Origin of the sequence: Nocardia sp. NPDC005366, assembly GCF_040606855.1 — a bacterium.
In the GTDB taxonomy this organism is placed as follows: domain Bacteria; phylum Actinomycetota; class Actinomycetes; order Mycobacteriales; family Mycobacteriaceae; genus Nocardia.
The window spans coordinates 35990-59662 of record NZ_JBEXFQ010000029.1 but is presented as its reverse complement, the minus strand read 5'-3'; the positions used below and the strand labels follow the sequence as shown (position 1 = coordinate 59662).

16 protein-coding genes are annotated in these 23673 nt (G+C 69.1%); 9 read left to right on the top strand and 7 right to left on the bottom strand.

Going from position 1 to position 23673, the window contains the following annotated elements:
* Positions 1–245: 245 nt before the first annotated feature.
* From ABZS43_RS27730 to ABZS43_RS27720, 3 genes are all read left to right on the top strand, one after another.
* A complete protein-coding gene (locus ABZS43_RS27730; protein ID WP_355038909.1) occupies positions 246–1259 on the top strand; it encodes a hypothetical protein in 1014 nt (337 codons plus the stop codon).
* Between the two features lie 73 nt (positions 1260–1332).
* The gene (locus tag ABZS43_RS27725; RefSeq protein WP_355038908.1) at positions 1333–2553 is read left to right on the top strand and encodes a hypothetical protein; all 1221 of its coding nucleotides are present in this window, start codon (positions 1333–1335) and stop codon (positions 2551–2553) included.
* Positions 2554–2696: 143 nt separating this feature from the next.
* On the top strand, positions 2697–3911 hold the full coding sequence (locus tag ABZS43_RS27720) for a PLP-dependent aminotransferase family protein (RefSeq protein WP_355038907.1): 1215 nt from the start codon (positions 2697–2699) through the stop codon (positions 3909–3911).
* On the opposite strand, the gene glpK is transcribed toward ABZS43_RS27720, so the two are convergent.
* Positions 3893–5392 carry a glycerol kinase GlpK gene (glpK, locus tag ABZS43_RS27715; RefSeq protein ID WP_355038906.1) on the bottom strand — a complete coding sequence of 500 codons (1500 nt, stop codon included), beginning with the start codon at positions 5390–5392 and terminating at the stop codon, positions 3893–3895. The genes ABZS43_RS27720 and glpK overlap by 19 nt on opposite strands.
* Before the next feature lie 290 nt (positions 5393–5682).
* Between glpK and ABZS43_RS27710 the strand changes: the two genes are divergently transcribed.
* Positions 5683–7416 (top strand): glycerol-3-phosphate dehydrogenase/oxidase, encoded by a 1734-nt coding sequence (locus ABZS43_RS27710; protein WP_355038905.1) that lies wholly within the window; start codon positions 5683–5685, stop codon positions 7414–7416.
* A gap of 7 nt (positions 7417–7423) precedes the next feature.
* On the opposite strand, the gene ABZS43_RS27705 is transcribed toward ABZS43_RS27710, so the two are convergent.
* The 4 genes from ABZS43_RS27705 to ABZS43_RS27690 form a co-directional block, all read right to left on the bottom strand.
* Positions 7424–8119, bottom strand: coding sequence for a TetR family transcriptional regulator (locus tag ABZS43_RS27705; protein ID WP_355038952.1), 696 nt, complete (start codon positions 8117–8119; stop codon positions 7424–7426).
* A 95-nt stretch (positions 8120–8214) separates the two neighbouring features.
* Positions 8215–9576: a hydroxysqualene dehydroxylase HpnE gene (gene hpnE / locus ABZS43_RS27700; RefSeq protein WP_355038904.1), complete on the bottom strand. Its 1362-nt coding sequence runs from the start codon at positions 9574–9576 to the stop codon at positions 8215–8217.
* A 72-nt stretch (positions 9577–9648) separates the two neighbouring features.
* Complete coding sequence (locus ABZS43_RS27695; RefSeq protein ID WP_355038903.1) at positions 9649–10482, bottom strand: MBL fold metallo-hydrolase; 834 nt, start codon at positions 10480–10482, stop codon at positions 9649–9651.
* Complete coding sequence (locus ABZS43_RS27690; RefSeq protein WP_355038902.1) at positions 10482–11045, bottom strand: TetR/AcrR family transcriptional regulator; 564 nt, start codon at positions 11043–11045, stop codon at positions 10482–10484. Before ABZS43_RS27690 ends, ABZS43_RS27695 begins: the two co-directional genes overlap by 1 nt.
* Positions 11046–11129: 84 nt before the next feature.
* On the opposite strand from ABZS43_RS27690, the gene ABZS43_RS27685 reads away from it, so the two are divergent.
* A complete protein-coding gene (locus ABZS43_RS27685; RefSeq protein WP_355038901.1) occupies positions 11130–11546 on the top strand; it encodes an SRPBCC family protein in 417 nt (138 codons plus the stop codon).
* A 24-nt stretch (positions 11547–11570) separates the two neighbouring features.
* On the opposite strand, the gene ABZS43_RS27680 is transcribed toward ABZS43_RS27685, so the two are convergent.
* Both ABZS43_RS27680 and ABZS43_RS27675 read right to left on the bottom strand, forming a co-directional pair.
* Positions 11571–12350, bottom strand: coding sequence for a DNA-formamidopyrimidine glycosylase family protein (locus tag ABZS43_RS27680; RefSeq protein WP_355038900.1), 780 nt, complete (start codon positions 12348–12350; stop codon positions 11571–11573).
* An 18-nt stretch (positions 12351–12368) separates the two neighbouring features.
* Complete coding sequence (locus tag ABZS43_RS27675; RefSeq protein WP_355038951.1) at positions 12369–17084, bottom strand: ATP-dependent helicase; 4716 nt, start codon at positions 17082–17084, stop codon at positions 12369–12371.
* A 205-nt stretch (positions 17085–17289) separates the two neighbouring features.
* Between ABZS43_RS27675 and ABZS43_RS27670 the strand changes: the two genes are divergently transcribed.
* From ABZS43_RS27670 to ABZS43_RS27655, 4 genes are all read left to right on the top strand, one after another.
* Positions 17290–17835 (top strand): histidine phosphatase family protein, encoded by a 546-nt coding sequence (locus ABZS43_RS27670; protein ID WP_355038899.1) that lies wholly within the window; start codon positions 17290–17292, stop codon positions 17833–17835.
* A gap of 240 nt (positions 17836–18075) precedes the next feature.
* Positions 18076–20175, top strand: coding sequence for a glycosyltransferase family 39 protein (locus tag ABZS43_RS27665; protein ID WP_355038898.1), 2100 nt, complete (start codon positions 18076–18078; stop codon positions 20173–20175).
* A gap of 96 nt (positions 20176–20271) precedes the next feature.
* Entirely contained in the window at positions 20272–21507 is a 1236-nt protein-coding gene (locus ABZS43_RS27660; protein WP_355038897.1) for a bifunctional glycosyltransferase family 2/GtrA family protein, read from the top strand.
* Positions 21508–21711: 204 nt separating this feature from the next.
* The gene (locus ABZS43_RS27655) at positions 21712–23664 is read left to right on the top strand and encodes a GMC family oxidoreductase N-terminal domain-containing protein (RefSeq protein WP_355038896.1); all 1953 of its coding nucleotides are present in this window, start codon (positions 21712–21714) and stop codon (positions 23662–23664) included.
* The last annotated feature ends 9 nt before the right edge of the window (positions 23665–23673 follow it).

Here is a 23673-nt window from a genome sequence, read left to right as displayed (position 1 = left end):
TTCACGCGTTGCCTGTGGGCCGAACATATGGTTGACTCCGGGCAGGGATGCGATCGGGCGGCGGTCGCTCGTTCTGTTGTGGGGGGAAGCTTCTTTCCAGACGGGAACCAGCGAACGGCTCGACGGTCGTGCTACGACGACCACGCGTCCACCAGGGACAACTGAGTGCGACCGCTTTCGGTCGCACCCGAACAGGGGATTTGCGAAAAGTGAAACATCGTAAGCCGAGTCGGGCGCAGCGAACGATGGCGGGGACGTCGTTGCCGCTGGCCGCCGCGGCAGCCGTGGCTACTCTTCTCGCGGCGCCCGCGGGGGCAGTTCCGAACGATCCGACCACGCCGACCACTCCCGCCCCGGCCCAGCCGGGCGCCGAGTCTCCCACGGAGACCGCGCCGGGGACCGCCAAGCCCGATCCTGCCAAGCCCGATCCTGCCAAGCCGGATCCTGCCAAGCCGGAGAGCAAGCCGACCCCGAGCCAGCCGGGTATCACCACCCCGGATCCGGATCAGGTCATGCCGGATCCGAAGAAGGATCCGAAGCTGGCCGCTCCGACCCAGCCGGGTGTCACCACCCCGCGTGTGGCACCGCTGCCGGTGCCGGGTCAGCCCGCCCAGCCCGCGACCGCGGAGGATCCGAAGGCTCCCGCCACCGGGGCGACGCCGACCGCGCCGGGTGCGACGCAGCCGAGCGCTCCCGGTACCGCGACGCCGGGTTCGGGCACGAATACCCCTGCGGCGCAGCCGGAGTCGGAAACCCTGGTGCAGCAGCCGCCGCGCTGGGAGGCTCCGCGTCTCGAGTCCGCGCCCGCCGCGCCGGTCGTCGAGATGACCGGTCCGCGTACCGAAGTCGGTGCGAACATCGACGGCGGCAACCTGCTGCCGGGATTCGTCGCCAACACCCACCACTTCAGCAATGCGGCGGGTTACGTCGGCACCGTCGGGTACCGCACGCCGACCGGAGCGGGCGAAGCCGGTGTCTCGGTGGAGTTCGTCAGCGCCAACACCATTCAGATCACCAGCTACACCGGTGGTGAAGGTCTCGCGGACAACAAGAGCACCACCGTCCTCGACACCACCCAGGTGAATCTGGCCAAGGCGGCCGTCGAGCAGTGGATCGCCGCTCAGCCCGGTGGAACCGCCGCGCTCGAAGCGGCGGCGCAGGCTAAACTGCCCCCGCTGGTCGCGCCTGGCGATATCGTTCCGCAGACGGTCGATGTCGCTGGTATCACCACCCAGTGGGGTGGTTCGGTCCAGTACTGACACGAGCTGAATCGATGGGTGGGGCGGTCGTTCGCGACCGCCCCACTCGTATGTCACGGGGAAAGGATTGGGCGTGGGTTCCGAAGGTGACGCGAAGGACGACGAATCCGGCCGGCCCCGGGCGGAATTCGGTCCCCCGGTAAGTGACTTCGGTCCTCCCGTGGGCGGTTTCGGTCCGCCGTTGAAGGACAGTGGTCCGCCGACGGGTGATTTCGGTCCCCCGGTAGGTGATTTCGGTCCCCCTGTGGGCGGTTTCGGTCCGCCGTTGAAGGACAGTGGTCCGCCGACGGGTGATTTCGGTCCTCCCGTGGGCGGTTTCGGTCCGCCGCTGAGGGACAGTGGTCCGCCGACGGGTGATTTCGGTCCCCCCGTCAGCGATTTCGGTGGCCCGCCGTTGGCCGAATCCGGCCCGAAGTGGACCGTCCCGCAGCCGCCGGGCGACCATCCGGAACTGGGGTGGCGACCGGCTGCCGACGTGTCGGCGCCGCCGCCCGACGCGCGATACCGCGCCCCCGATTCCACCGAACTCCAGGCCCCCGCGCCCGCGGCATCGCAGCCGGAATTCGATCCCGAGGCGACCACGCGCCACCAGAGCCCGGCGCCCGTGTCGGACCGGGACCGCTGGTGGAACCCGACCGACACCGGTGATGTGCCCAAGCCGCCGGCGGAATCGGCTCGACGCGAGTCCGGACTGTCCTGGGCCGATGATCCGATCGCCAAGCGGCTCGCGCCGGGTGCGCCCGCGGCCGAGACGGGCGGTTCCGGCGGTTCCGGGGCCAGCGGGCGATGGGTGGTGCTCGGCGTCGCCGGTGCGCTCGCGGTGCTGATCGGCCTGGTCGTGACGATCGTCGCGATGAGCCGTGGCAGCGGAGACGACGAGGCGGCGGTCGCGGTGTCGCCGTCGACGACGACGGCGGCGTTGAGTTGCCCCGCGAGCCGGGACGGCAAGGTGTCGGTGGGCAACGGGCCCGGTGACACGTCGAGCGGTCCCTCGGCGATTCTCGGATTCCAGTACGCGTTCTACGTCGAGCGCAGCGGGGAGAGGGTGCGCCATTTCGTCGCGCCCGACGCCGAGAACATCTCCACGGCCGATGTCATCCAGGGCGCGATCACCGAGCAGATTCCGGCCGGGACCACGCATTGTCTGCGGATCACCGAGCGGGCCACCGATACCTACGAGGTCGACCTGACCGAGCATCGTCCGGACGGCACGACGACGGTGTACCGCCAGACCGTCATCACCGTCGAACGGGACGGCAAGACCTCGATCTTCGCCATCAGGGAGCGCGGCTGACCGGTACCTCCCCGAACCCTTTTTCACTGGTAGGGCGTGTTTTCTGACACAAATCTCCCAAATCATGGGATGTATATTTCAGATTCTGGTCACACTGTGCGATCGTGGATGGTGTACATATCGGGCGTCTCCCGGAGGTCTCCATGTCGTCGAACCAACCGCCGCTATCCGCCAAATTGGACGGGCTGCAGAGTTCGGCGATTCGCGACCTGCTGAAACTGACCTCCCGTGCCGAGATCATCAGCCTGGCGGGCGGCCTGCCCGACGCCGCGCTGATGCCACGCGAGCGGATCGCCGAGGCCGCCGAGCACGCGCTCGGTGACGCCGCGGTGCTGCAGTACACCGAATCCCCCGGTTGGGCGCCGCTGCGCGCGGTGCTGGTGGAGCGTGAATCGCGGCAACTCGGCCGCGCGGTCGCGCTCGACGAGGTGTTCGTGACACACGGCTCGCAGCAGGCGCTGTCGCTGCTCGCGGAGGTGCTGCTCGATCCCGGCGCACTGGTCGTGGTCGAAGATCCGGCATATGTCGGTGCGCTGCAGGTCTTCCGGGCCGCGGGGGCGCGGATCGTCGCGGTGCCGCTCGATGCCGAGGGGATGCGCGTCGACGTGCTCCGGACGATGCTTGCCGGGGGCGAGCGGCCCGCGGTGGTACACACCGTCAGTAATTTCCACAATCCCGGCGGGGTCACCATGAGCCCGCGTCGTCGCGCGGAACTCGCCGAACTCGCCGACGCACACGGGTTCTGGGTGATCGAGGACGATCCCTACGGCGAGCTGTGGTTCGACAGTCCCGCCCCCGCGCCCGTCGCGACCTACTCCCGCAACGTGATTCGCCTTTCGAGCGCTTCCAAGATCATCGCGCCGACCCTGCGCGTCGGCTGGATGATCGCGCCGGACGGCGTCTGCCGCGCGGTCGAACTCCTCAAACAGGGCGCTGATTTGTGCGGTTCGGCCCTGACCCAGCAGATCACCGCCGAACTGCTGGCCGACGACAGCTGGTTCCCCGCTCACCTCGACACCGTCCGCGCGACCTACCGCACCCGCGCCGAGGCCCTTGTCCGCGCCGTGCGCACCACCTTCGGCGATCGTCTCACCTGTACCGACGCCTCCGGCGGCATGTTCGTCTGGGCGTCGTTCACCGACGGCACCGACACCGCCGCGCTCTTGCCGCACGCGCTCGAACAGGGCGTCGCCTATGTTCCCGGCGCCGCTTTCGCGGTCGACACCGCCTACCCGCACTCGATGCGCATGTGCTTCACCACCTCCGACGCGCAGACGCTGGAGCAGGCCGTCGAGCGTCTGGCGCGCGCGCACGCCGCCGGACAGCGTGCGAATTCCGCTCATTCCATCCAGTCGTAGGTGCGCTCGACGGCCTTGTTCCAGGCTGCCAGGTGCGCGTCGCGGTCGGTGGCCGACATTCTCGGCTCCCAGGTCGTGTGCGCGGTCCAGTTCGCCTTGATGTCGTCGGTGCTCGGCCAGTAGCCGACCGCAAGGCCCGCAGCGTAGGCCGCGCCGAGCGCGGTGGTCTCGTTGACGACGGGCCGCACGACGGGAACGTCGAGGATATCGGACTGGAACTGCATGAGCAGGTCGTTGCCGACCATGCCGCCGTCCACCTTGAGGGTGGTCAGTTCGAGTCCGAGACGCTGAGCTTCGGCGTCGGCGCGCATGGCGTCGACCACCTCCCTGGTCTGGAAGGCGGTGGATTCCAGGACGGCGCGCGCCAGGTGGGCCTTGGTGACGAATCGGGTGAGTCCCGCGATGACGCCGCGGGCGTCCGGCCGCCAGCGCGGCGCGAACAGGCCCGAGAAGGCGGGGACGATATACGCCCCGCCGTTGTCGACGACACTGCGGGCCAGCGGTTCGATCTCCTCGGCGGAGGAGATGAGGCCGAGATTGTCGCGCAGCCACTGCACCAGTGAGCCCGTCACCGCGATGGAACCTTCGAGCGCGTAGACGGCGGGCTGATCGCCGAGCCGGTAGCAGACGGTGGTGAGCAGCCCGTGTTTGCTGGGAACCGGGGTGGTTCCGGTATTGAGCAGCATGAAATTGCCGGTGCCGTAGGTGTTCTTGGCTTCGCCGGGGGACAGGCAGGCCTGCCCGAAGGTGGCCGCCTGCTGATCGCCGAGGATGCCGGCGACCGGAACGCCTGTCAGCGGACCCGAGGTGATCTCCCCGTACACCTCCGACGAACTGCGGATCTCGGGCAGCATCGCCTCCGGCACGCCGAATTCCGCGCAGATCTGCGGATCCCATCGCAACGTCCGCAGATCCATGAGCATGGTGCGGGAGGCATTGGTGACATCGGTGATATGCCTGCCGGTGAGATTCCACAGCACCCAGCTGTCGATGGTGCCGAAGCACAGTTCGCCCGCCTCGGCCCGCTCGCGCGCGCCCTCGACCCGGTCCAGAATCCAGCGCAGTTTCGGGCCTGCGAAATAGGTGGACAGCGGCAGGCCGGTGCGGTCCTGGTAGCGGGTCGGGCCGAGTTCGCCGCCCAATTCGGTGACGAGTCGATCGGTGCGGGTGTCCTGCCAGACGATGGCGTTGTGGATCGGCACGCCGGTGGCGCGGTCCCACACCACGGTGGTCTCGCGCTGGTTGGTCACCCCGACGGCGGCGATATCGTCGGCGGTCAGGTCCAGCTGTTCGAGTACCGCGCCGAGGACGTATTCGGTGTCGCGCCGGATGGTTTCCGGATCGTGCTCGACCCAGCCCGGACGCGGGAAGATCTGTTCGTGCTCCCGCTTGGCCACCCCGACGACGCGGCCATGCCGGTCGAAGACGATGCACCTGCTGGAGGTCGTGCCCTGATCGATGGCGGCCACATAGCGACGCATGCGAGCAGGCTACTAAACCTGGCGGGCACGGGGTCCGAATGCGGAATCGGATTCCGCCGGGACTGACGGCGGTGTGCGCCGGTCACGGTCGAGGCACGCCGAGCGCGCAGGCGTCGGCGGCACTAGGGTGGGCTGTGTTACCAGCGAGTAGAGCGCGGCGACACGGGGTCCGGTCGCCAGCGCTGGACGCACGCCCAGTCGCATAGCCTGTAGCGGAACAGCCCGACCGTGCGTCCGTGCCACACCAACATCGACAGCCGCCGACCCGCCGTCGGCTGCAGGAGGCGAGCATGACCAGGAAACCGGATTCACAGTTTCTCGGGCCCGAGCAGCGCCGTACGGCGTGGGAGCGGTTCGGTCGCGACCACTTCGACGTGGTGGTGGTCGGCGGGGGCGTGGTCGGCGCGGGAATAGCCCTCGATGCCGCGACGCGCGGGCTGCGGGTCGCGCTGATCGAGGCGCGCGACCTGGCCTCCGGCACATCGAGTCGCTCGTCGAAGATGTTCCACGGCGGCCTGCGCTACCTCGAACAGCTGGAATTCGGACTGGTGCGCGAGGCGCTGCGCGAACGCGAATTGGCGCTGTCCACGCTGGCCCCGCACCTGGTGAAACCGCTGCGCTTCCTCTATCCGCTGACCCGCCGGTTCTGGGAGCGGCCATACGTCGCCTCCGGACTTGTGCTCTACGACACCATGGGCGGGTCGAAATCGGTTCCAGGACAGCATCATCTATCCCGTCACGGCGCGTTGCGGCTGGCACCGGGACTCAAGGACGACGCGCTGATCGGCGGTGTCACCTACTACGACACCGTCGTCGACGACGCCAGGCACACCATGACGGTCGCGCGCACCGCCGCGCATTACGGCGCGGTGATCCGCACATCCACCCAGGTCGTCGGCTTCTTGCGGGAAGCCGACCGGGTGGTGGGGGTGCGGGTGCGCGACAGCGAGGACGGCCGCACCGGTGAAGTGCGCGCGCACGTCGTCATCAACGCGACCGGCGTCTGGACCGACGAGGTGCAGGCACTCTCGCGCAACAGGGGCCGGTTCCACGTCCGCGCCTCCAAGGGCGTGCATATCGTGGTGCCGCGCGATCGCATCGTCAGCGACGCGGCGATGATCCTGCGTACCGCGACCTCGGTGCTGTTCATCATCCCGTGGGGTGCGCACTGGATCATCGGGACGACCGATACCGACTGGAATCTCGATCTCGCGCATCCGGCGGCCACCAAGGCCGATATCGATTATCTGCTCGACCGCGTGAACGAGGTGCTCGTCACCCCGCTCACCCACGCGGATATCGACGGCGTCTACGCGGGCCTGCGTCCGCTGCTCGCCGGGGAGAGCGATTCCACCTCCACACTGTCGCGCGAACACGCGGTCGCGCGGGTCGCGCCCGGATTGGTCGCCATCGCGGGCGGCAAGTACACCACCTATCGCGTGATGGCCTACGACGCGGTGGACGAAGCGGCGCAGGATATTCCGGCCCGCGTATCGCCGTCGATCACCGAGAAGGTGCCGCTGCTCGGCGCCGACGGCTATTTCGCCCTCGTCAACCAGACGTTGCAATTGGCCGAATCCTACGGCGTGCACCCGTACCGGGTGACACATCTGCTCGATCGCTACGGCTCCCTGGTCGACGAGGTGATCGCCATGGCCGAGGGCAAACCCGAACTGCTGCAACCGATTACCGACGCTCCGTCCTATCTCCAGGTGGAGGCGGTCTACGCGGCGGCGGCAGAAGGCGCACTGCACCTCGACGATATCCTCGCCCGCCGCACCAGGATCTCCATCGAATATGCGCATCGCGGCGCCAACTGCGCCGAACAGGTCGCCGAGTTGGTCGCCCCGGTACTCGGCTGGGACGCCTCCGATGTCGAGCACGAGGTGAAAACGTATCTGGCCAGGGTGGAGGCGGAGATCCATTCGCAGACCCAGCCCGACGACACCTCCGCCGACGCCCTACGTGCCGCGGCCCCCGAACCGCGCCCGGAAATCCTCGAACCGGTACCGCTGGACAGCTGAGGCCGGTTCAGTCCCGTACGTGCGGGGATTCCAGCCCGGTTGCCCAGTCCACCAGGGAACGCAGGTAGCGCAGCACCATCTCGTCCGGGTAGGTCCGAGGGTCGGCCAGGTGCAGGCGGGCCAATTCCTCGATCGCCACCAGCATCAGGCGTTCGGTCGGGCCGTCCGGGTCGACGGTGACCCCGGTGTAGCGCGACAGGTGTCGCGCGCCGATCGTCCTGGCGTAGGCCCGTCCCAATTCGAGGCGCTCGCGCAGGTCGGGTGGTCCGCCGTCGGGTGGGCTGAGCATGATCTGCCAACTGGTCGGTGCGGCGTGCAGGTAGGCGAGAATTCCGGCGCCGACACGGTCCACGTCGGCGTGGGCGCCTGCCCGGTTACCGGCGTCGTCCGGGCCCACGCGGTCGACCTCGTCGTCCGGGACTGTCGTCCGGTTGGGGGAGTCGTCCGTGTCCGCCGCGTCGATGTCCGCCGCGTCGATGTCCGCCACGTCGATACTGCTCACCCCGGCCAGCGCGATCTCGCTCTCGCGTTCCAGCAACGCCGCCATCAGCCCGGACAGATCGTCGAACTGCTGGTAGACCAGCGCTCGCGCGACGTGCGCCGCGCGAGCCACCCGGTCGATACTCGCCGCGGCGAATCCTTCGGCCGCGACGATATCGCGGGCGATATCCAGCAGTTGGGTGCGCCGATCTGCGGCGGACATGCGCCGCCTCGGGGCGCGCGAGGGCACGGGATCGACCTCGGGGATGCCGGGCGCCGAGGTCGCCCGCGTCGCGGCGGCGGTGCGGCGCTCGGTGCTCACGACACCGACGGTAGCGCGAGCAGCAGATCCACCGCCCGCGCCGCGCTCTGTACAGCGCTCTCCATGGTGGCCGACCAGTCGGTGGCGGTCCAGTCACCGGCCAGCGCCAGTGTCGGCACCGAGGTGCGCTGGGCGGGGCGCAGCCCCTGGGTGCCGAGGACTTGCGAGAAGGTGGCCTTCGGCATCCGGACCACCTGCGCCTGCACCACATTCGCCGTCGCGGCGGCCGGGTAGTAGCGGCGCAGCAACTCCAGTTGCTCGGCGACGATCTCCTCGTTGGTCTTGTGGATCTGCTCGTACGCGCCGCTCGTCGTCAGGCAGTACAGCCAGGCCTTCTCGGTGCTGCGCCCGGTCATCAGCTGCCGGTCGAAGACCTCATCGATGATGCCGGTGCCGCCGATCAGCGCCTCGAATTCGCTGTCGGTGCCGAGCGGGCGGTCCAGGTACAGATTGGTGCTGACGATCGGGGTGTGGCCGAGTTTGTCGGCGGCGGCATAGATTTCGGCGTGCTCGGGCAGTTCGTCCAGCAGGCCGCCGATATTCGAGTTGGGAACCGCGCAGATCACCGCGTCGGCCGCGATGACCGAACCGTCGGCGAGCGCGACCCCGGTCACCTTCCCGTCGGCGATGTGGATACGCCGCGCCACCGCGCGGTGGCGCACCTCGACCCCGTGCCGTTGGAAAACCTCCAGCGCGCCGGTGACATAGAGCGTGTCGAGATCGGTGGTGGGGTATCCGATATTGACCGCTCGGCGGTGTTTGATCCCCAGCCGGATTCCGGTCGCGAGCACGTCGGCGAACACCTTGGCGGATTCCTGGTGCACCGGTTCCGCCGCGATGCCGAGCGCCAGCCAATCCCATACGGCCTCGCGCGCTTTCGCGGGCATGCCGATCCGGTCGAACCACTGCTCGGTGGTGAGGTCGGCCAGATCGGCGGGCTGACGCAGCGCCTGCCAGCACAGCCGAGCGGTGGCGACGGACGTGCGGACGCGGTCCAGCGCGGTGGAATCGGGATGCGGGCCGGTGAGGGTGCCCAGCGCGCGGATGCCGGTGGTGTGCATCGCCGCCTTGCGGCCGTCGGGCCACCGCAATGTGCCGCCCTGGGGGAAGGCGACGAAGCGGCGGGTGCCGACACTGGTCAGATACCGGAACAGGTGCTCGTAACCGCTGGCGATCACATGCTGGCCGTTGTCGGGGAGATCGTCGGCGGCTTCGGCCTTCATGGCGTGCGCGCGCCCGCCCAGCCTGCCTCGGCGCTCGAGCAGGGTGACCTGTTTACCGGCCTCGGCCAGCCAGACGGCCGAGGCCAGCCCCGCCAGGCCGCCGCCGATCACCACGTATCGCCGTGGATCGCTCATCGCCGCACTCCCATCGCTTAACTGACAATTTGTAAGTTAAGCGTCCGGTGCGATGAGGTCAAGGGCGGTGCGTCACGCGGGCACCGACTGCATCGCGCGCAATTCCTCGGCGTTGTGCGCGGAGAAGATCCGCACCCGCGATCGGTGGTCGCGGACCAATTCGCGCAGGCGTTGCTGATTCTCGCGGCGTGGGCCGCCGAGCGTCTGCACGCGGCGCTCGAACAGGGTGATACCGAGCGGCTGGCGCGGACGCACCGGGTCGAGCTGACCGGGGTGGAAATAGGCGTCGCCCGCCGAGAGCAGCCAGCCGTCGCCGGTGTCGACCGCGACACCCGCGTGGCCGCGGGTATGACCCGCCAGCGGGACGAGCAGGATTTCCGGTGGCAGGCCGGATAATTCGCGGACCGCGTCGAATCCGAACCAGCTCGCGCCGAGATCGGTGTAGGCGGACCAGCGCGGACCGTGGGCGAATTGCACGGCGCGGTAACGGAATCGCTCCCGCGCGGTATGCGCGCCCTCGAACGCGCGCAGTTCCTCGGCGTAGATGTGCACGGTGGCGTGCGGGAAATCGGCCAGTCCGCCCGCGTGATCCAGGTCGAGGTGGGTGAGCACGATATCGCGGACGTCCTCGCGGCGGAAGCCGAGCGCCTCCACCTGCCGCACCGCGGTCTGCTCGATATCGAAGACCGGCCGGGTCAACTCGATGAATCGGCGGCCGAGCCATTCGCGCGGGCGCAGCACGCTCTGTTCGCCCATCCCGGTCTCCACCAGCACCAGACGATCGTCGAGTTCGATGAGCAGGCAGTGGCAGACCATGTCGGCGCGGCGCAGCGGGCCGCCGACGCCGTCGATCAGCCGGCCGCCGAGGGGGTGCATGGTGCCGCAGTCGAGGTGGTGGATACGCATCAGGACAGCTCCCGTTCCAGGGTGGTGCGGAGGTGGTCGGCGACGGCGCGCAGCGGGGCGATATCGCGTCGGGTGCGGGCGAGCAGGAGTCCGCCCTCGATCATGGCGAGTGCGACGGTGGCCAGCTCGGCGGCCCGTGGCTCACCGATTCCCTTGTCGCGCAGGAATTCCTCGATCGCGACGCGCCAGGATTCGAAGCCGTCGGCGCAGGCCTGCCGGATCGGCTCGCTCGCGGCGGACGCGTCGAGTGCGACGGTGGCAAGCGGGCAGCCGCGCTGGAAGTCGGAATCGGTGAGGGTGGCGGCGAGCGCGTCGACGACGGCGTCGATATCGCCCGCGATGAGCACGGCGCGCAGGGTGTCGCGCAACCGGGCGCTGGATTGGCTCAGCGCTTCGGCGGCGAGTTGTTCCTTCCCGCCGGGGAAGTGGAAGTAGAGCGAACCTTTCGGCGCACCGCCCGCGCCGACGAGCTGGTTCAGTCCGGTGGCGTGATAGCCCTGGGTGTGGAAGAGGTCGGCCGCGGCGTCGAGGAAACGCTGGCGGGAATCCGTTCGCGGTGTCACGATGCCTACCGTATCGCTATTATGACGACCGGTCTAGTTATTGAGATTCGCGCTCGCCGATCGTCACCGTCGTAGGGTCGAGAAGTGACCAGACCCGTGCGCCACATCAGCGTGAATATCGAACGGCCGTTCGCGACCGTCGCCGCCTTCCTCGGCGATCCGGGGAACTACCCGTCCTGGGCGAGCGGCCTGTCCAGCGGCCTCGTACCCGCGGGCGCGGATTCGGCGGCAGAGGCGGGTGAATGGCTCGCCGACGCCCCCGAGGGGACCGCCTACGTCCGCTTCAGTCCGCCCAACGACTTCGGCATCGCCGACCACCGGGTGCGCTTTCCGGACGGACTGATCCTGGATATCCCGCTGCGCGCCATCGCCAACGGGGAAGGAACCACCGTTGTCCTGACCCTGTTCCGTCGCCCCGAGGTGGACGACGAACATTTCGCGGCCGACGCCGAGTGGGTGCGCCGCGACCTCGACGCCTTGCGGAGCCTGCTAGAGAACTGAGGGCGGATGCCGCGCTCGCGCGATTCACTCGGGTGGCGGCTGACAGCGCGGGCAGTAGTAGATGCCGCGCTCGCGCTGGGTGATCCGATCGGAGGCGGGGGTGGTGTCGCCGAGGGGGCGGACGGTGAGCGGGGTGCCGCACCGCTGGCAGGGACGGCGCTGGCGGCCGTAGGCGAGGGGGCGGTACGGGGGTGCGTGCGCGGCCTCGGACAGGATGCGGTGGGCCTCGTTCACCAGGGCGAGCAGATCGGGGACATCGCGGACGGGCGTGGCGGGGTGGACGCGGCGCAGGAAGCAGACCTCGCTGCGGAAGATATTGCCGATACCCGCGAGATTGCGCTGGTCGAGCAGGGCGATGCCGATCGCCTGGTCCGGGTAGCGCCGCAGGCGCTCGACCGCAACGGCCGGATCCCAATTCGGGCCGAGCAGATCCGGGCCGAGATGGTCGATCACGGTGTGCTCCTCCGAGCGGCGCATGGCTTCGACCTTGCCGAGGGAGAAGCCGACGGCCTCGGTGTCGTCGGTGGCGAGGACGAGTCGCGCGGTCACTCGCGGACGGGTCCAGCGTTCGCCGACACAGTAGGTGCGCCACACGCCTTCCATCTTCAGATGGGTGTGGATGCTGATCTCGGGCGTCCGGATGAACAGGTGCTTGCCGTAGCTGCCGACCTCGTCGACCCGTTCGCCCACCAGATCCAGCGTCGCGAACCTCGGTACCCGGAAATCGCTGCGGACCAGGGTTTTCCCGACCAGGGCCCGCCGCAGCCGCGCCGCGGTCAAGAACACCGTGTCGCCTTCAGGCATGGCATGACCGTAGTGGAATCACGGATGTCCCCGCATGCGCAGTCCCCGTGGCGTCGCCGAGAAACCCACGGTGGTGAGGAATTCCGCGAAGGTGTTGCCGTGCACCGATTCTCCGTCGACCCGATCGATGACGAGCGCGTCGACGCGACGGGTGCGCACCAGATCGGCGAGGGCGGAGGCGGCGGCCCGGCGCGCGTCCGGGTCCTCGGTGAAGGTGAGCAGCGTTTTGCCGCCCCGTTCCAGGTACAGCACCAATTCGCCGTCGTGCAGCACCACTATCGCGCCCGCCTTGCGGCCCGGCCGGTGTCCGCTGTCGCCCTCGCTTTTCGGCCATGGCAGCGCGGCCCCGTACGGGTTGGCCGGATCACACGCGGCCAGGGCCGCTGTCGTGATCGCGCGCCGGGTACCCGGCCGGGTACGGTCGGTGTCGAACGAGCGGAGCCGGTCGACCACATCGGTGGTGGAGAATTGCGCGCCGCCCAGCGAGTCGACGAAATAGCCGCGACGGCACCGTCCCCTGTCCTCGAATTCGGTGAGCACCCGATACATCAGCGCGAAACCGCCGGGCACCCCCTCGCTCTGGACCGATCCGCGGGTGAGCACACCGTAGCGTTCCAGCAGGGTGTCGGCCGTCGCGTGCGCGCGAACGGTGTTGTCCGACACTCGTTCCGGCAGCAGCGACCAGCGCCCGGCGACCGATGGAGGTCCTGACCTGCTCGGCATACTCGGGCGCGGCAGATAGGCGCGGCCACGCGGGGCGCGCCGTGGCGTGCGATGCGCGGTGGTGGTGCGCGTCGTGCCCGAGAGCAGCGCCCGCACCGGCGCGAACGTATCGCCCGAAACGACCCCCGCCCATACCAATTCCCACAGTGCCGCCGCGACCGCGGTGTCGTCCAGCAGTCCGGTGGCATCGGACAACTGTCGGAAGAAGTACGCGCCGCCGCCCCGTGGCACGGGCGGCAGACGCGCGGGCCGGTAGCCGTCGCCCGCCGCATCGTCCAATTCGACCACCGGCGCGGTGGCGGATTCGGGGGACGGCGCTGCCGCGATCGACGCGCCGAGGGCATCGAGGAGGCGCAGATGGGTCTCGGAGAGTTCGACATCGTCGGGGGGAGCGAGGGTGAAGGGGGCCTGATCGGCCGGATGCAGAGCGATCCAGCCGTCTTTCGCGGTGATGGCGCCGTGCCCGGACCAGATCACCTCGCCGGTGGCCATGAGTTCGTCCAGCATCGCGGGGGAGTAGTCGCCGACGCGGGCGGGCAGGATCAGCGATTCCCAGGCCGAGGCCGGAATCGGTACGCCCGCGAGTTGTTCGACCACGGTGGCAACACCGTCCACCCCACGCAACTCGCGGGTGCCGATATGTTGCCACGACGGAAGGAAACGTCCGAAGGCCGCGGTGGCGACCGGTTCCACCTCGTGCCTGGCCGCGGCAAGCGAGCGGCGGCGCAGGCGGCGCAGAACCTGGGTGTCGCACCATTCCGAACCGGTCGACGACGGCGTGAATTCGCCTTCGACGACACGTTTCTCGGTGACGAGCCGATGCAGGGCGGTGGCCGCGACGGCGATGCCGAGGCCGAAGCGTTCGGCGACGGCCTCGGTGCTGAACGGCGCGTGAGTGCGTGCGTAGCGCCCGACCAGATCGCCGAGCGGGTCGGCGACCGGTTCGATGAAGGCCGCCGGTGTGCCGATGGGCAGTGGAACACCGAGGGCGTCGCGCAGCCTGGCCGCGTCCTCGACCGCCACCCACCAGGTGCGGCCGGCGAACGTGACCTGCAGCGCGCGTTTGGTTTTCCGCAGCTCGGCGAACCATTCGAGGTGGCGCTCGGATCGCGCGGTCACGGAATCGTCGGCGTCCACGCACCGTCGGCCTGCCTCCGCGGGTGTCAACGGTCCGAGCAGACGCAGCAGATCGGCCAGACCCTCGGCATCCCTGGCCCGGCGCTCCGGCGTCAGCCGTTGCAGTTCTCGCTCGGTCTGCTCCAGAATCGCCGCGTCCAGCAGCTCCCGCAGTTCGACCCGGCCGAGTAGTTCCGCGAGCAGACCGGAATCGAGCGACAGCGCGGCGGCGCGCCGCTCGGCCAGCGGACTGTCGCCCTCGTACATGAACTGCCCGATGTAATCGAACAGCAGCGAACTCGCGAACGGTGAGGGCGTGGCGGTTTCGACCTCGATCAGCCGCAGCTGACGTCTGGCCACCCGGCCGAGCAGATCGCGCAGCGACGGCAGATCGTAGACATCGCGCAGACATTCGCGCACCGTCTCGAGCAGAATCGGGAAATCGGGGAATTTGCGCGCCACATCGAGCAGTTGCGCCGAGCGCTGCCGCTGCTGCCACAGCGGTGCGCGTTTGCCGGGATCGCGACGGGGCAGCAGTAACGCCCGCGCGGCGCATTCGCGGAAGCGGGACGCGAAAAGCGCCGAGCCGCCGACCTGTTCGGTGACGATCTCGTCGATCTCATCGGGTTCGAAGACGAACAGATCAGCCCCTGGCGGATCGTCGGTGGTGTCGGGCAGCCGCACCACGATGCCGTCGTCGGAGGCGTTCGGGGCCACGTCGACGCCGAAACGCTCCCGCAGCCGTGACCCCACCGCCAGTGCCCACGGCGCGTGCACCGGCAGGCCGTAGGGGGAGTGCAGTACCAGCCGCCAATCGCCGAGCTCGTCCCGGAACCGCTCCACCACCAGCGTTCTGTCGGTCGGCAATCGACCTGTCGCGGTGCGCTGTTCGTCCAGGAGCGTGACCAGATTCGTCGTCGCGTTGAGATCGAGACCAGCCGCGCGGACAATTGCCAGCGTACTGTCGGAGATCAAGCCGCTCGACCGGAGCTGCTCGAATTCGTCGGCGGAATCCTCTGCCGCATTGTGTATTTCGCGCCCGGTGGCACCTTCCTGTCCCGCCTTGCGGATGAATTCACCCAGTGCCGCCCCGAGTTCGGCGGGTCTGCCCAATCCGTCGCCGTGCCAGAACGGCAGCCGCCCGGGTTGGCCGAAGGCGGGGGTCACCAGCACTCGGTCGAAGGTGATCTCCTCGATGCGCCAACTGGTCGCGCCGAGGGCGAAAACGTCGCCGACGCGGGATTCGTAGACCATTTCCTCGTCGAGTTCACCCACCCGCGAATTCTTCTCCCCCACCATGTACACCGCGAACATGCCTCGGTCCGGGATCGCGCCGCCGGAGGTCACCGCCAGCCGCTGGGCCCCCGGCCGTCCGGTGAGTGTGCCCGCGTCCCGGTCCCAGACCAGCCGTGGCCGCAATTCGGCGAATTCGTCGGAGGGATAACGCCCGGCGAGCAGATCCAGCACCGATTCGTAGGCCGAACGCGGCAGTGTGCTGTAGCTGCCGGTGCTACGCACGGTGTCGAACCAGGCGTCGACATCGATCTGTTCGAGAGCGCAGGCGGCGACGGTCTGCTGGGCCAGGATATCCAGCGGATGCGCCGGAATGCGGAGCTCCTCGATCTGTCCGCCGAGCATGCGCTGCGCGGTGACGGCGCAATGGATCACATCGGTGCGGTGTTTGGGAAACAGCACACCTTTGGAGATCTCGCCGACCTGATGTCCGGCCCGCCCGATCCGCTGCAATCCGCTGGCGACCGAGGGCGGCGCTTCCACCTGCACGACCAGATCCACCGCACCCATGTCGATGCCGAGTTCCAGACTGCTCGTGGCGACGACGCAACGCAGCCGCCCGCTCTTGAGATCGTCCTCGATGATCGCGCGCTGTTCCTTGCTCACCGATCCGTGGTGCGCGCGGGCCAGCAACTGCTCGGCGCCGTGCACCACCTCGGTGGACGGGCCCAACTGGGCGGGCGGGCCATGGTCGGTGTCGACCGGCTCGCCCACCCTGGCGGCGTAGGACTCGTTGAGTCGTGCCGTGAGCCGCTCGGCGAGGCGGCGGGAATTGGCGAAGACGATCGAGGACCGGTGCTCGAGCACCAGATCCACGATGGCCTCGTCCACGTGCGGCCAGATCGAGCCCGGCTGATCCGAGCCGCCGATTTCGGTCATATCGGTGACCGGAACCCGTACCGACAGGTCGAAGGTCTTCGGCGCGGGCGGGGCGACGATGGTGATCGGCGCGTCGCCGACCAGGAATCGGCCCACCTCCCGAGGGGGACGCACCGTCGCGGAGAGTCCGATGCGCTGAGCGGGCCGTTCGGTCAGCAGGTCCAACCGCGCCAGCGACAGCGCCAGATGCGAGCCGCGTTTGGAGCCGGCGATGGCGTGCACCTCGTCCACGATGACCGTGCCGACCCCGGCGAGAGTTTCCCGCGCCGCCGAGGTGAGCATCAGGAACAGCGATTCCGGGGTGGTGATGAGGATGTCGGGAGGTTTGCGCAGCATGGCCCGGCGATCGGCGGGGCTGGTATCGCCGGAACGGACGCCGACCGTGATATCCGGCGGCGCGGAACCGAGCCGTTTGGCCGTCTGCGTCACCCCCACCAGCGGCGCGCGCAGATTCCGCTCGACGTCGACGGCCAGCGCCTTGAGCGGTGACACATACAGCACCGAGGTGGTGCGCGGCTCGTCCGACGGTTCCCGGCCCGCCAGCCGGTCGATCGCCCACAGGAACGCCGACAGCGTCTTGCCCGACCCGGTCGGTGCGACGACCAGGGTGTGTTCCCCGGCCGCGATGGACTGCCACGCGCCGAGTTGAGCGGCGGTCGGCGCGGGGAACGCGCCGTCGAACCACTCCCGCGTCGCCTTGGAGAACATGGCCTTGGAGAACATGGCCTTGGAGAACATGGCCTTGGAGAACATGGCGGGGGAGGACTCTGCGGGGGAGGACTCTGCGGTGGAGGACTCTGCGGTGGAGGACTCTGCGGGGGAGGACTCTGTGGGGGAGTGCTCGGCCATCTCACCAGTCTGCACCCGGGCACCGACAGACAACGGCAATCGGCAACCCCGGCGCATGAGGCCCCCGTACGCTTCCACCGTGCAGAAGGTGCTCAAACTCGACCTGGTCAGCCATGGCATGACCGAGGCGATTCGCAAGGCACGCTTCCCCGTGGACGAGTCGCTGACCGAGGCCGGGCGCCGAGCGATCACCGCGTGGGGCCGACCGGCCGCGGCTCGGGTGCTGACCGGTCCGGAACGCCGGACCGTGGAGACGGCGGCCCTGATGGGCCTATCCGGCGAGCCCGACGAGCGGCTGCGCGATCTGGACGCGGGCGCCTGGCGGGGCGAGGAGTTGACGGCGGTTCCGCAGGACGCGCTCTACACGTGGCTCACCGACCCGCGGTTCCGGGGACACGGCGGCGAATCCGTCACCGATGTGATCGAGCGGACCAGGTACTGGATGGCCGAGATCGCCTCGGAAGGGGCGTCAACGGTCGCCGTCACACACCCCGCTGTCGTCAGGGCCGCGCTGCTGGTGACATTGGACGCCCCACCGAAATCCTTCTGGCGCATGGATATTCCCCCGGGCAGTGTGACGCGCCTGCACTTTCGCGCGGAGTGGAGTCTGCATTTCGCCGCGTGAGTTGTCATCGCTCGTACGCACCGACCGGGCCGCGATGACGACGAGTCGACGGCGAGCCGGCCCGCAGGTCCCGCGGGCGGCGATTCACAGCCGGTTCGCAGGAACTTCGGAGCCTGCCGGGAGGCGTCGCGCATAGGTTCGACGAGTCGGCGCGGCGAAAGGCGGAGGATGAGCGGTTCGGCGCGATCGGATATCGGTGCGATCGGATATCGGTGCGACGATCACGGGGAAGGGCAGACGATGACGACGACCGCGAGTGCCCCGGCGGAGACCACGCGACCACGGTCCGTACGGCCGCGTATCGGTCACCGGTGGTACGTATCGGCGGACCGGTTGGTCTTCGGCCCGGTCACCCAGCCGAGGTGGGCCCGCCCGGCGCTGTTCGCGCTGCTCGGCGCGACCGCTCTGCTGTACCTGTGGAATCTGACCGTATCCGGCTGGGGCAACGAGTATTACGCCGCGGCAGCGCAGGCGGGCGCGCGGAGTTGGCGTGCCCTGCTCTTCGGCGCGCACGACGCAGGTAACGCGATCACCGTCGACAAACCGCCCGCCTCACTGTGGCTCATGGGATTGTCCGGGCGGCTGTTCGGGTTCGGCGAATGGTCGGTGCTCGTGCCGCAGGCGCTGCTCGGCGTCGGTTCGGTCGCGCTGCTCCACGCGACGGTGCGGCGCTGGGGCGGACCGGGCGCTGGCCTGCTCGCGGGCGCGGCGCTCGCGGCGACACCGGTGGCGGCCTTGATGTTTCGTTACGACAATCCGGATGCCCTGCTCACCTTCGTGCTCATCGCCGCCGCCTATTGCACGGTGCGCGCGGTCGACACGGACGGCACGGACGGCACGCGGTGGTGGTCGGGGAGCACAGGCTGGCTGGTCCTGGCCGGGGTGGGCATCGGGTTCGGATTCCTGACCAAGATGTTGCAGGCGCTGCTCGTCGTACCCGGTCTCGGACTCGCGTTCCTCGTCGCGGCGGCGGGCGGATTCTGGTCCCGCGTCGGCAAACTCGTGACCGCCTGCGTCGCGCTGATCGTGGCGAGCGGCTGGTACGTCCTGCTCGTCGAGTGGTGGCCCGCCGCCGACCGGCCCTATATCGGCGGCTCGACCAATAACAGCCTGTGGGAACTGGCCATCGGCTACAACGGGCTCGGCCGGTTGCTCGGTGGCCGTGGCAATCCGGGCGGGCAGTCCGGCGCGCCCCCGGCGGGCGCGCAGATGGGCGGCGCGTTCGGTGGTGACATCGGAATCACCAGGCTGTTCCGCGATCTGATGGCGACCGAGGTGTCCTGGCTGCTGCCCGCGGCGCTGATCGGTCTGCTCGCGGGACTGTGGGCCACCGCACGCGCACCGCGCACCGATCGCACGCGCGCTGCCCTGATCCTGTGGGGCGGTTGGCTCGCGGGCACCGGTCTGGTCTTCAGCTATATGAGCGGTGTCATCCACCCGTACTACACGGTGGCCCTCGCGCCGGGGGTCGCCGCGCTCGCCGCGCTGTCGGTGACACGACTGTGGCAGCGCAGGCAACGTTTCGCGGCGCGGGCGATCCTGGCTGTGCTGGCCTGCGTCACCGGGATCTGGGCGTTCGTCCTGCTGAACCGTACGCCCGAGTGGCTCCCGTGGTTGCGATGGGCGATCGTGGTCGGTTCCTGCGCCGCCGCGGTGGGACTGCTGCTCGGGACCCGGCGATCCCGCGCCCTCGCGGTGGTCGCCGCCGCCGTCGGATTGATCGCCGGACTCGCGGGCACCACCGCGTACGCGGTCGTCACCGCCTCCGCGCCACACAGCGGCGGCATCCCGTCCTCGGGGCCGAGGGGTGACGGAATGACCGGTGGCCCACCGCCGGGGGGCGCCCCGGCGGCCGGAGGGCGGCGCGCCGGTATGCCCGACCCCGCCGATACGCCGATCGCCGGACAGCGGATGTCTCGGGACGCGATACCCGGCGTGCCGGGACCCGCGCGGCCGGGTCCGGGCGGACATCCAGGAATCGAGCCGAACGCCGAACTCGAGGCGATGCTGAGCGCTTCGGACCGGCGGTGGGCGGCGGCGACCGTCGGATCCTTCGGCGCCTCGGGACTGGAATTGCGCAGCGGCGCATCGGTGATGGCGATCGGCGGTTTCAGCGGCAGGGACGACGCACCGACGCTGGAGGAATTCCGCGCCGCCGTCGCGGCCGGGGATATCGGCTATTTCGTCACCGTCGGACACGCGGGTCCACGCCCGCCGCGACCCGACGGGGATACGGAAAAGACTGCGGGACAGCAGATCGCGGAATGGGTGAGCGCCCGTTACGCTGCGCGGCAGATCGGCACGGCCACGGTCTACGATTTGGCCGCCTCCGCGTCATGATCCGCCCGATGCCCGACCTGTCCGGGCGACCCCATACACAGGAAACTCCCAGCCGGCCCGCAGGATACGGGGAGCTCGGTCGGCGAAGCTGACGATATGAGCGCCACCGCCGCCGAACCGCGCACGGCGATCGCCGCCGTGACCGCGCCGCCTGTCCTCGATATCGTGATCCCGGTCCACAACGAGGAGAACGATCTCGGCGACTGCGTGCGCCGCCTGTCGGCGCATCTGGCCGATGGCTTCCCCTTCTCCACTCGAATCACCATCGCCGACAACGCGAGTAGCGACGGCACCCTCGACATCGCACGGGCGCTGGAGGCCGCGTATCCGGAGGTGCGGGTGCTGCGGCTCGAGGCGAAAGGCCGCGGCCGGGCGCTGCGCACCGCGTGGCTGGCCTCCGATGCCGAGGTCGTCTCCTATATGGATGTCGACCTGTCGACCGATCTCAACGGCCTGCTGCCGCTGGTCGCGCCGCTGATCTCCGGCCATTCCGATCTGGCCGTCGGCACTCGGCTCAGCCCGAGAGCAAGGGTGGTGCGCGGACCGAAGCGTGAATTCATCTCGCGCGCTTACAACCTGATCCTGAAAGCCGCACTGCGGGCGCGGTTCTCGGACGCCCAGTGCGGGTTCAAGGCGATCCGCGCCGATATCGCCCGTCAGTTGCTGCCGCTGGTGCAGGACGGCGAATGGTTCTTCGACACCGAACTGCTCGTCCTGGCCGAACGGGCGGGACTGCGTGTGCACGAGGTGCCCGTGGACTGGATCGACGATCCGGACAGCCGGGTCGATATCGTCGACACCGCGCGCAAGGATCTGCGGGGTATCCGGCGGCTCGTGCGTGCCACGGCGACCGGGGCGCTGCCGTTGCACGACCTGCGTCGCGCGATCGGTCGAGAACCGCTGGTCGAGGGGGTCCCGCTCGGCATGGTCGGTCAGGCGGTGCGGTTCGCGATCGTCGGGGTGATGTCAACGGTGGCCTACGCCGCGCTGTATCTGTTGTGGCAGCCTGTCGCGGGCTCGCAGCCCGCGAACTTCGCCGCGTTGCTGATCACCGCGATCGCCAATACCGCGGCCAACCGGGCGTTCACCTTCGGCGTGCGCGGGTCGACCCGCGCTGTCGCCCATCATTTCCAGGGTTTGCTGATCTTCGGCTTCGGCCTACTGGTCACCAGCGGCACGCTGTTCGCACTGCACCGCTGGGCGCCGGGCGTGCCGGTGCAGTGGCAATTGCTCGCGCTGGTTTCGGCCAATCTGGTCGCGACCCTGCTCCGCTTCGTCGGACTGCGCTGGGTGTTTCGCGACAGCGGTGCGGCGACCGCCCGCACGGTGTGAAACGACGGCGCTTTACGGCGCCGGATGACCGGGGTAGTGTTCCAGCACACCTATTATGTGAACCAGTATTCTTGCATATCCGAGGATATGTCCGGCCGGTGGAGAACTGCGGTCCCACGGTGGCGACCCGGTCAGGAAATCGACAGGTACAGCCCCTGTCCAGTGCTTCCCGCGTCGCCCCACCGAACGGATGGAGAGGAACCCATGGAACTCACCGCGCGGCAGCGAACCGCACTCGAGTTGATCTGCGATACGTTCGCACCCGGTGACGGACTCGGTCTGCCGGGGGCGGGTGAGTTGCAGGTCGCCGATGTGGTGGTCCGGCTGCTCGCTCGTAATCCGAGGGTCGCCGAGCTGAAGCAGGTCGCCACCTTGCTCGGCATCTGGGATACGCCGTTGATGGCCCTGGTCGCCGGTGCGGGCCTACGCCGATTCTCCGCGCGGTCGCAGGCCGAGCGGGAACGCTTCCTGCTCGCGCTCGGCGAATCACGACTGCCCGCCAAACGGGCGGTCTTCCAGGCACTGAAATCCGCTGCGCTGCTGTCGTATTACACGACGCCGGGACCGAATGGCACCAATCCGCTGTGGAAGGAGATGGGCTATCCGGCGCCGCCCGGACCGCTGTCGTCCGCACCGAAGCCCGCGCTCGCACCGCTGCGACCGACCGAGGCGACCACCTTCGACTGCGACGTCGTCGTCATCGGCTCCGGCGCGGGCGGCAGCACCGCCGCCGCGGTGCTCGCCGAGGGCGGTCTCGATGTCGTCGTCCTCGAACGCGGCGGCTACTACGACGACGCCGATTTCGGCACCGGCGAACTCGACGGCCTGCTGAATCTGTACGCGCCGGGGCCGACGGCCACCGCGGAGGGCCAGCTGACCCTCGTCGCCGGCGGCTGCCTCGGCGGCGGCACGGTCGTCAACTGGAGTACCTCGCTGCGTACACCGGACGATGTCCGCGCCGAATGGGCAGGTTTCGGCGCCGCCCAATTCGCCGACACCGAATACGGCGACGCACTCGACGCCGTGGAACGGCGACTCGGCGTCACCTACGACAAGTCGCCGCTGTCGGCCCGAGACGGCGTGCTGGAACGCGGACTGAACGCGCTCGGCTGGGATGTCGCCGAACTGCCGCGCAATGTCACCGATGCCTGCGACGCCGGAGTGGAATGCGGGCGTTGCGGTTACGGGTGCAGGCTCGGCGCGAAACAATCGGTGACCAAGACCTGGCTCGCCGACGCGGCCGAGCACGGGGCGCGGCTCGTCGTCGGCGTCGACGTCCGCACGGTCGAGGTGCGCAACGGGCGCGCCGAAAGTGTGCGGGCGGTGACCGCCGACGGTGCCGAGATCAAGGTCCGCGCCCGCGCGGTGGTCGTCGCCGCGGGTGCGATCCAGACGCCAGCGCTGCTGCGCCGCTCCGGTCTGCGCAACAAGAACATCGGCAACTACCTGCGCCTGCACCCCGCCTCCGCGGTGTTCGGCACCTTCGACGAGGAGGTGCGGCCGTGGGAAGGTGGACTCCAGACCAGGATCTCGCGCAAACACAGCAATCTGAACGACGGTTACGGCGTCATCTACGAAACCGGGCCGCTGCATCCTGGTCTGTTGGTCGGATTCATGAATTGGCGCGGGGCGGCCGAACATCGTTCGGCCATGCTGAATCTGGCGCGCACCGCCGCGGTCGGCGTCATCACCCGTGATCGCGACCACGGCACCGTCACCGTGGACGGCAGTGGCGAGCCGATCGTCAAGTACACGATGTCGGCGCGCGACGGCGCCCATATGCACGCCGGAATCGTCGGCGCGGCACAGATTCTGGAGGCGGCGGGGGCGAAACGGATCTTCTCCGGTCATCAGGCCGGAGCGGAATACGAACCGGGAGTGCGCGGTTCGCACGCGGAATTCGCCGCCGCCGCCCACGCCGCCGGATACGGTCCGGCGCAGTGCGGGATGGGCGCGCTGCACATCATGGGTTCGGCGCGCATGGGCGGTTCCCGCGACGATTGCGCGGTCGACCCCGACGGCGCCACCTGGGAGGTGCCCAATATGGTCGTCGCCGACGCGTCCTGCTTCCCGACCTCGAGCGGGGTCAACCCGATGGTATCGATCGAGGCGATCGCTCACATGAACGCGAAACGTCTTCTCGCCCGCCTGAAGTGAGTGATGATC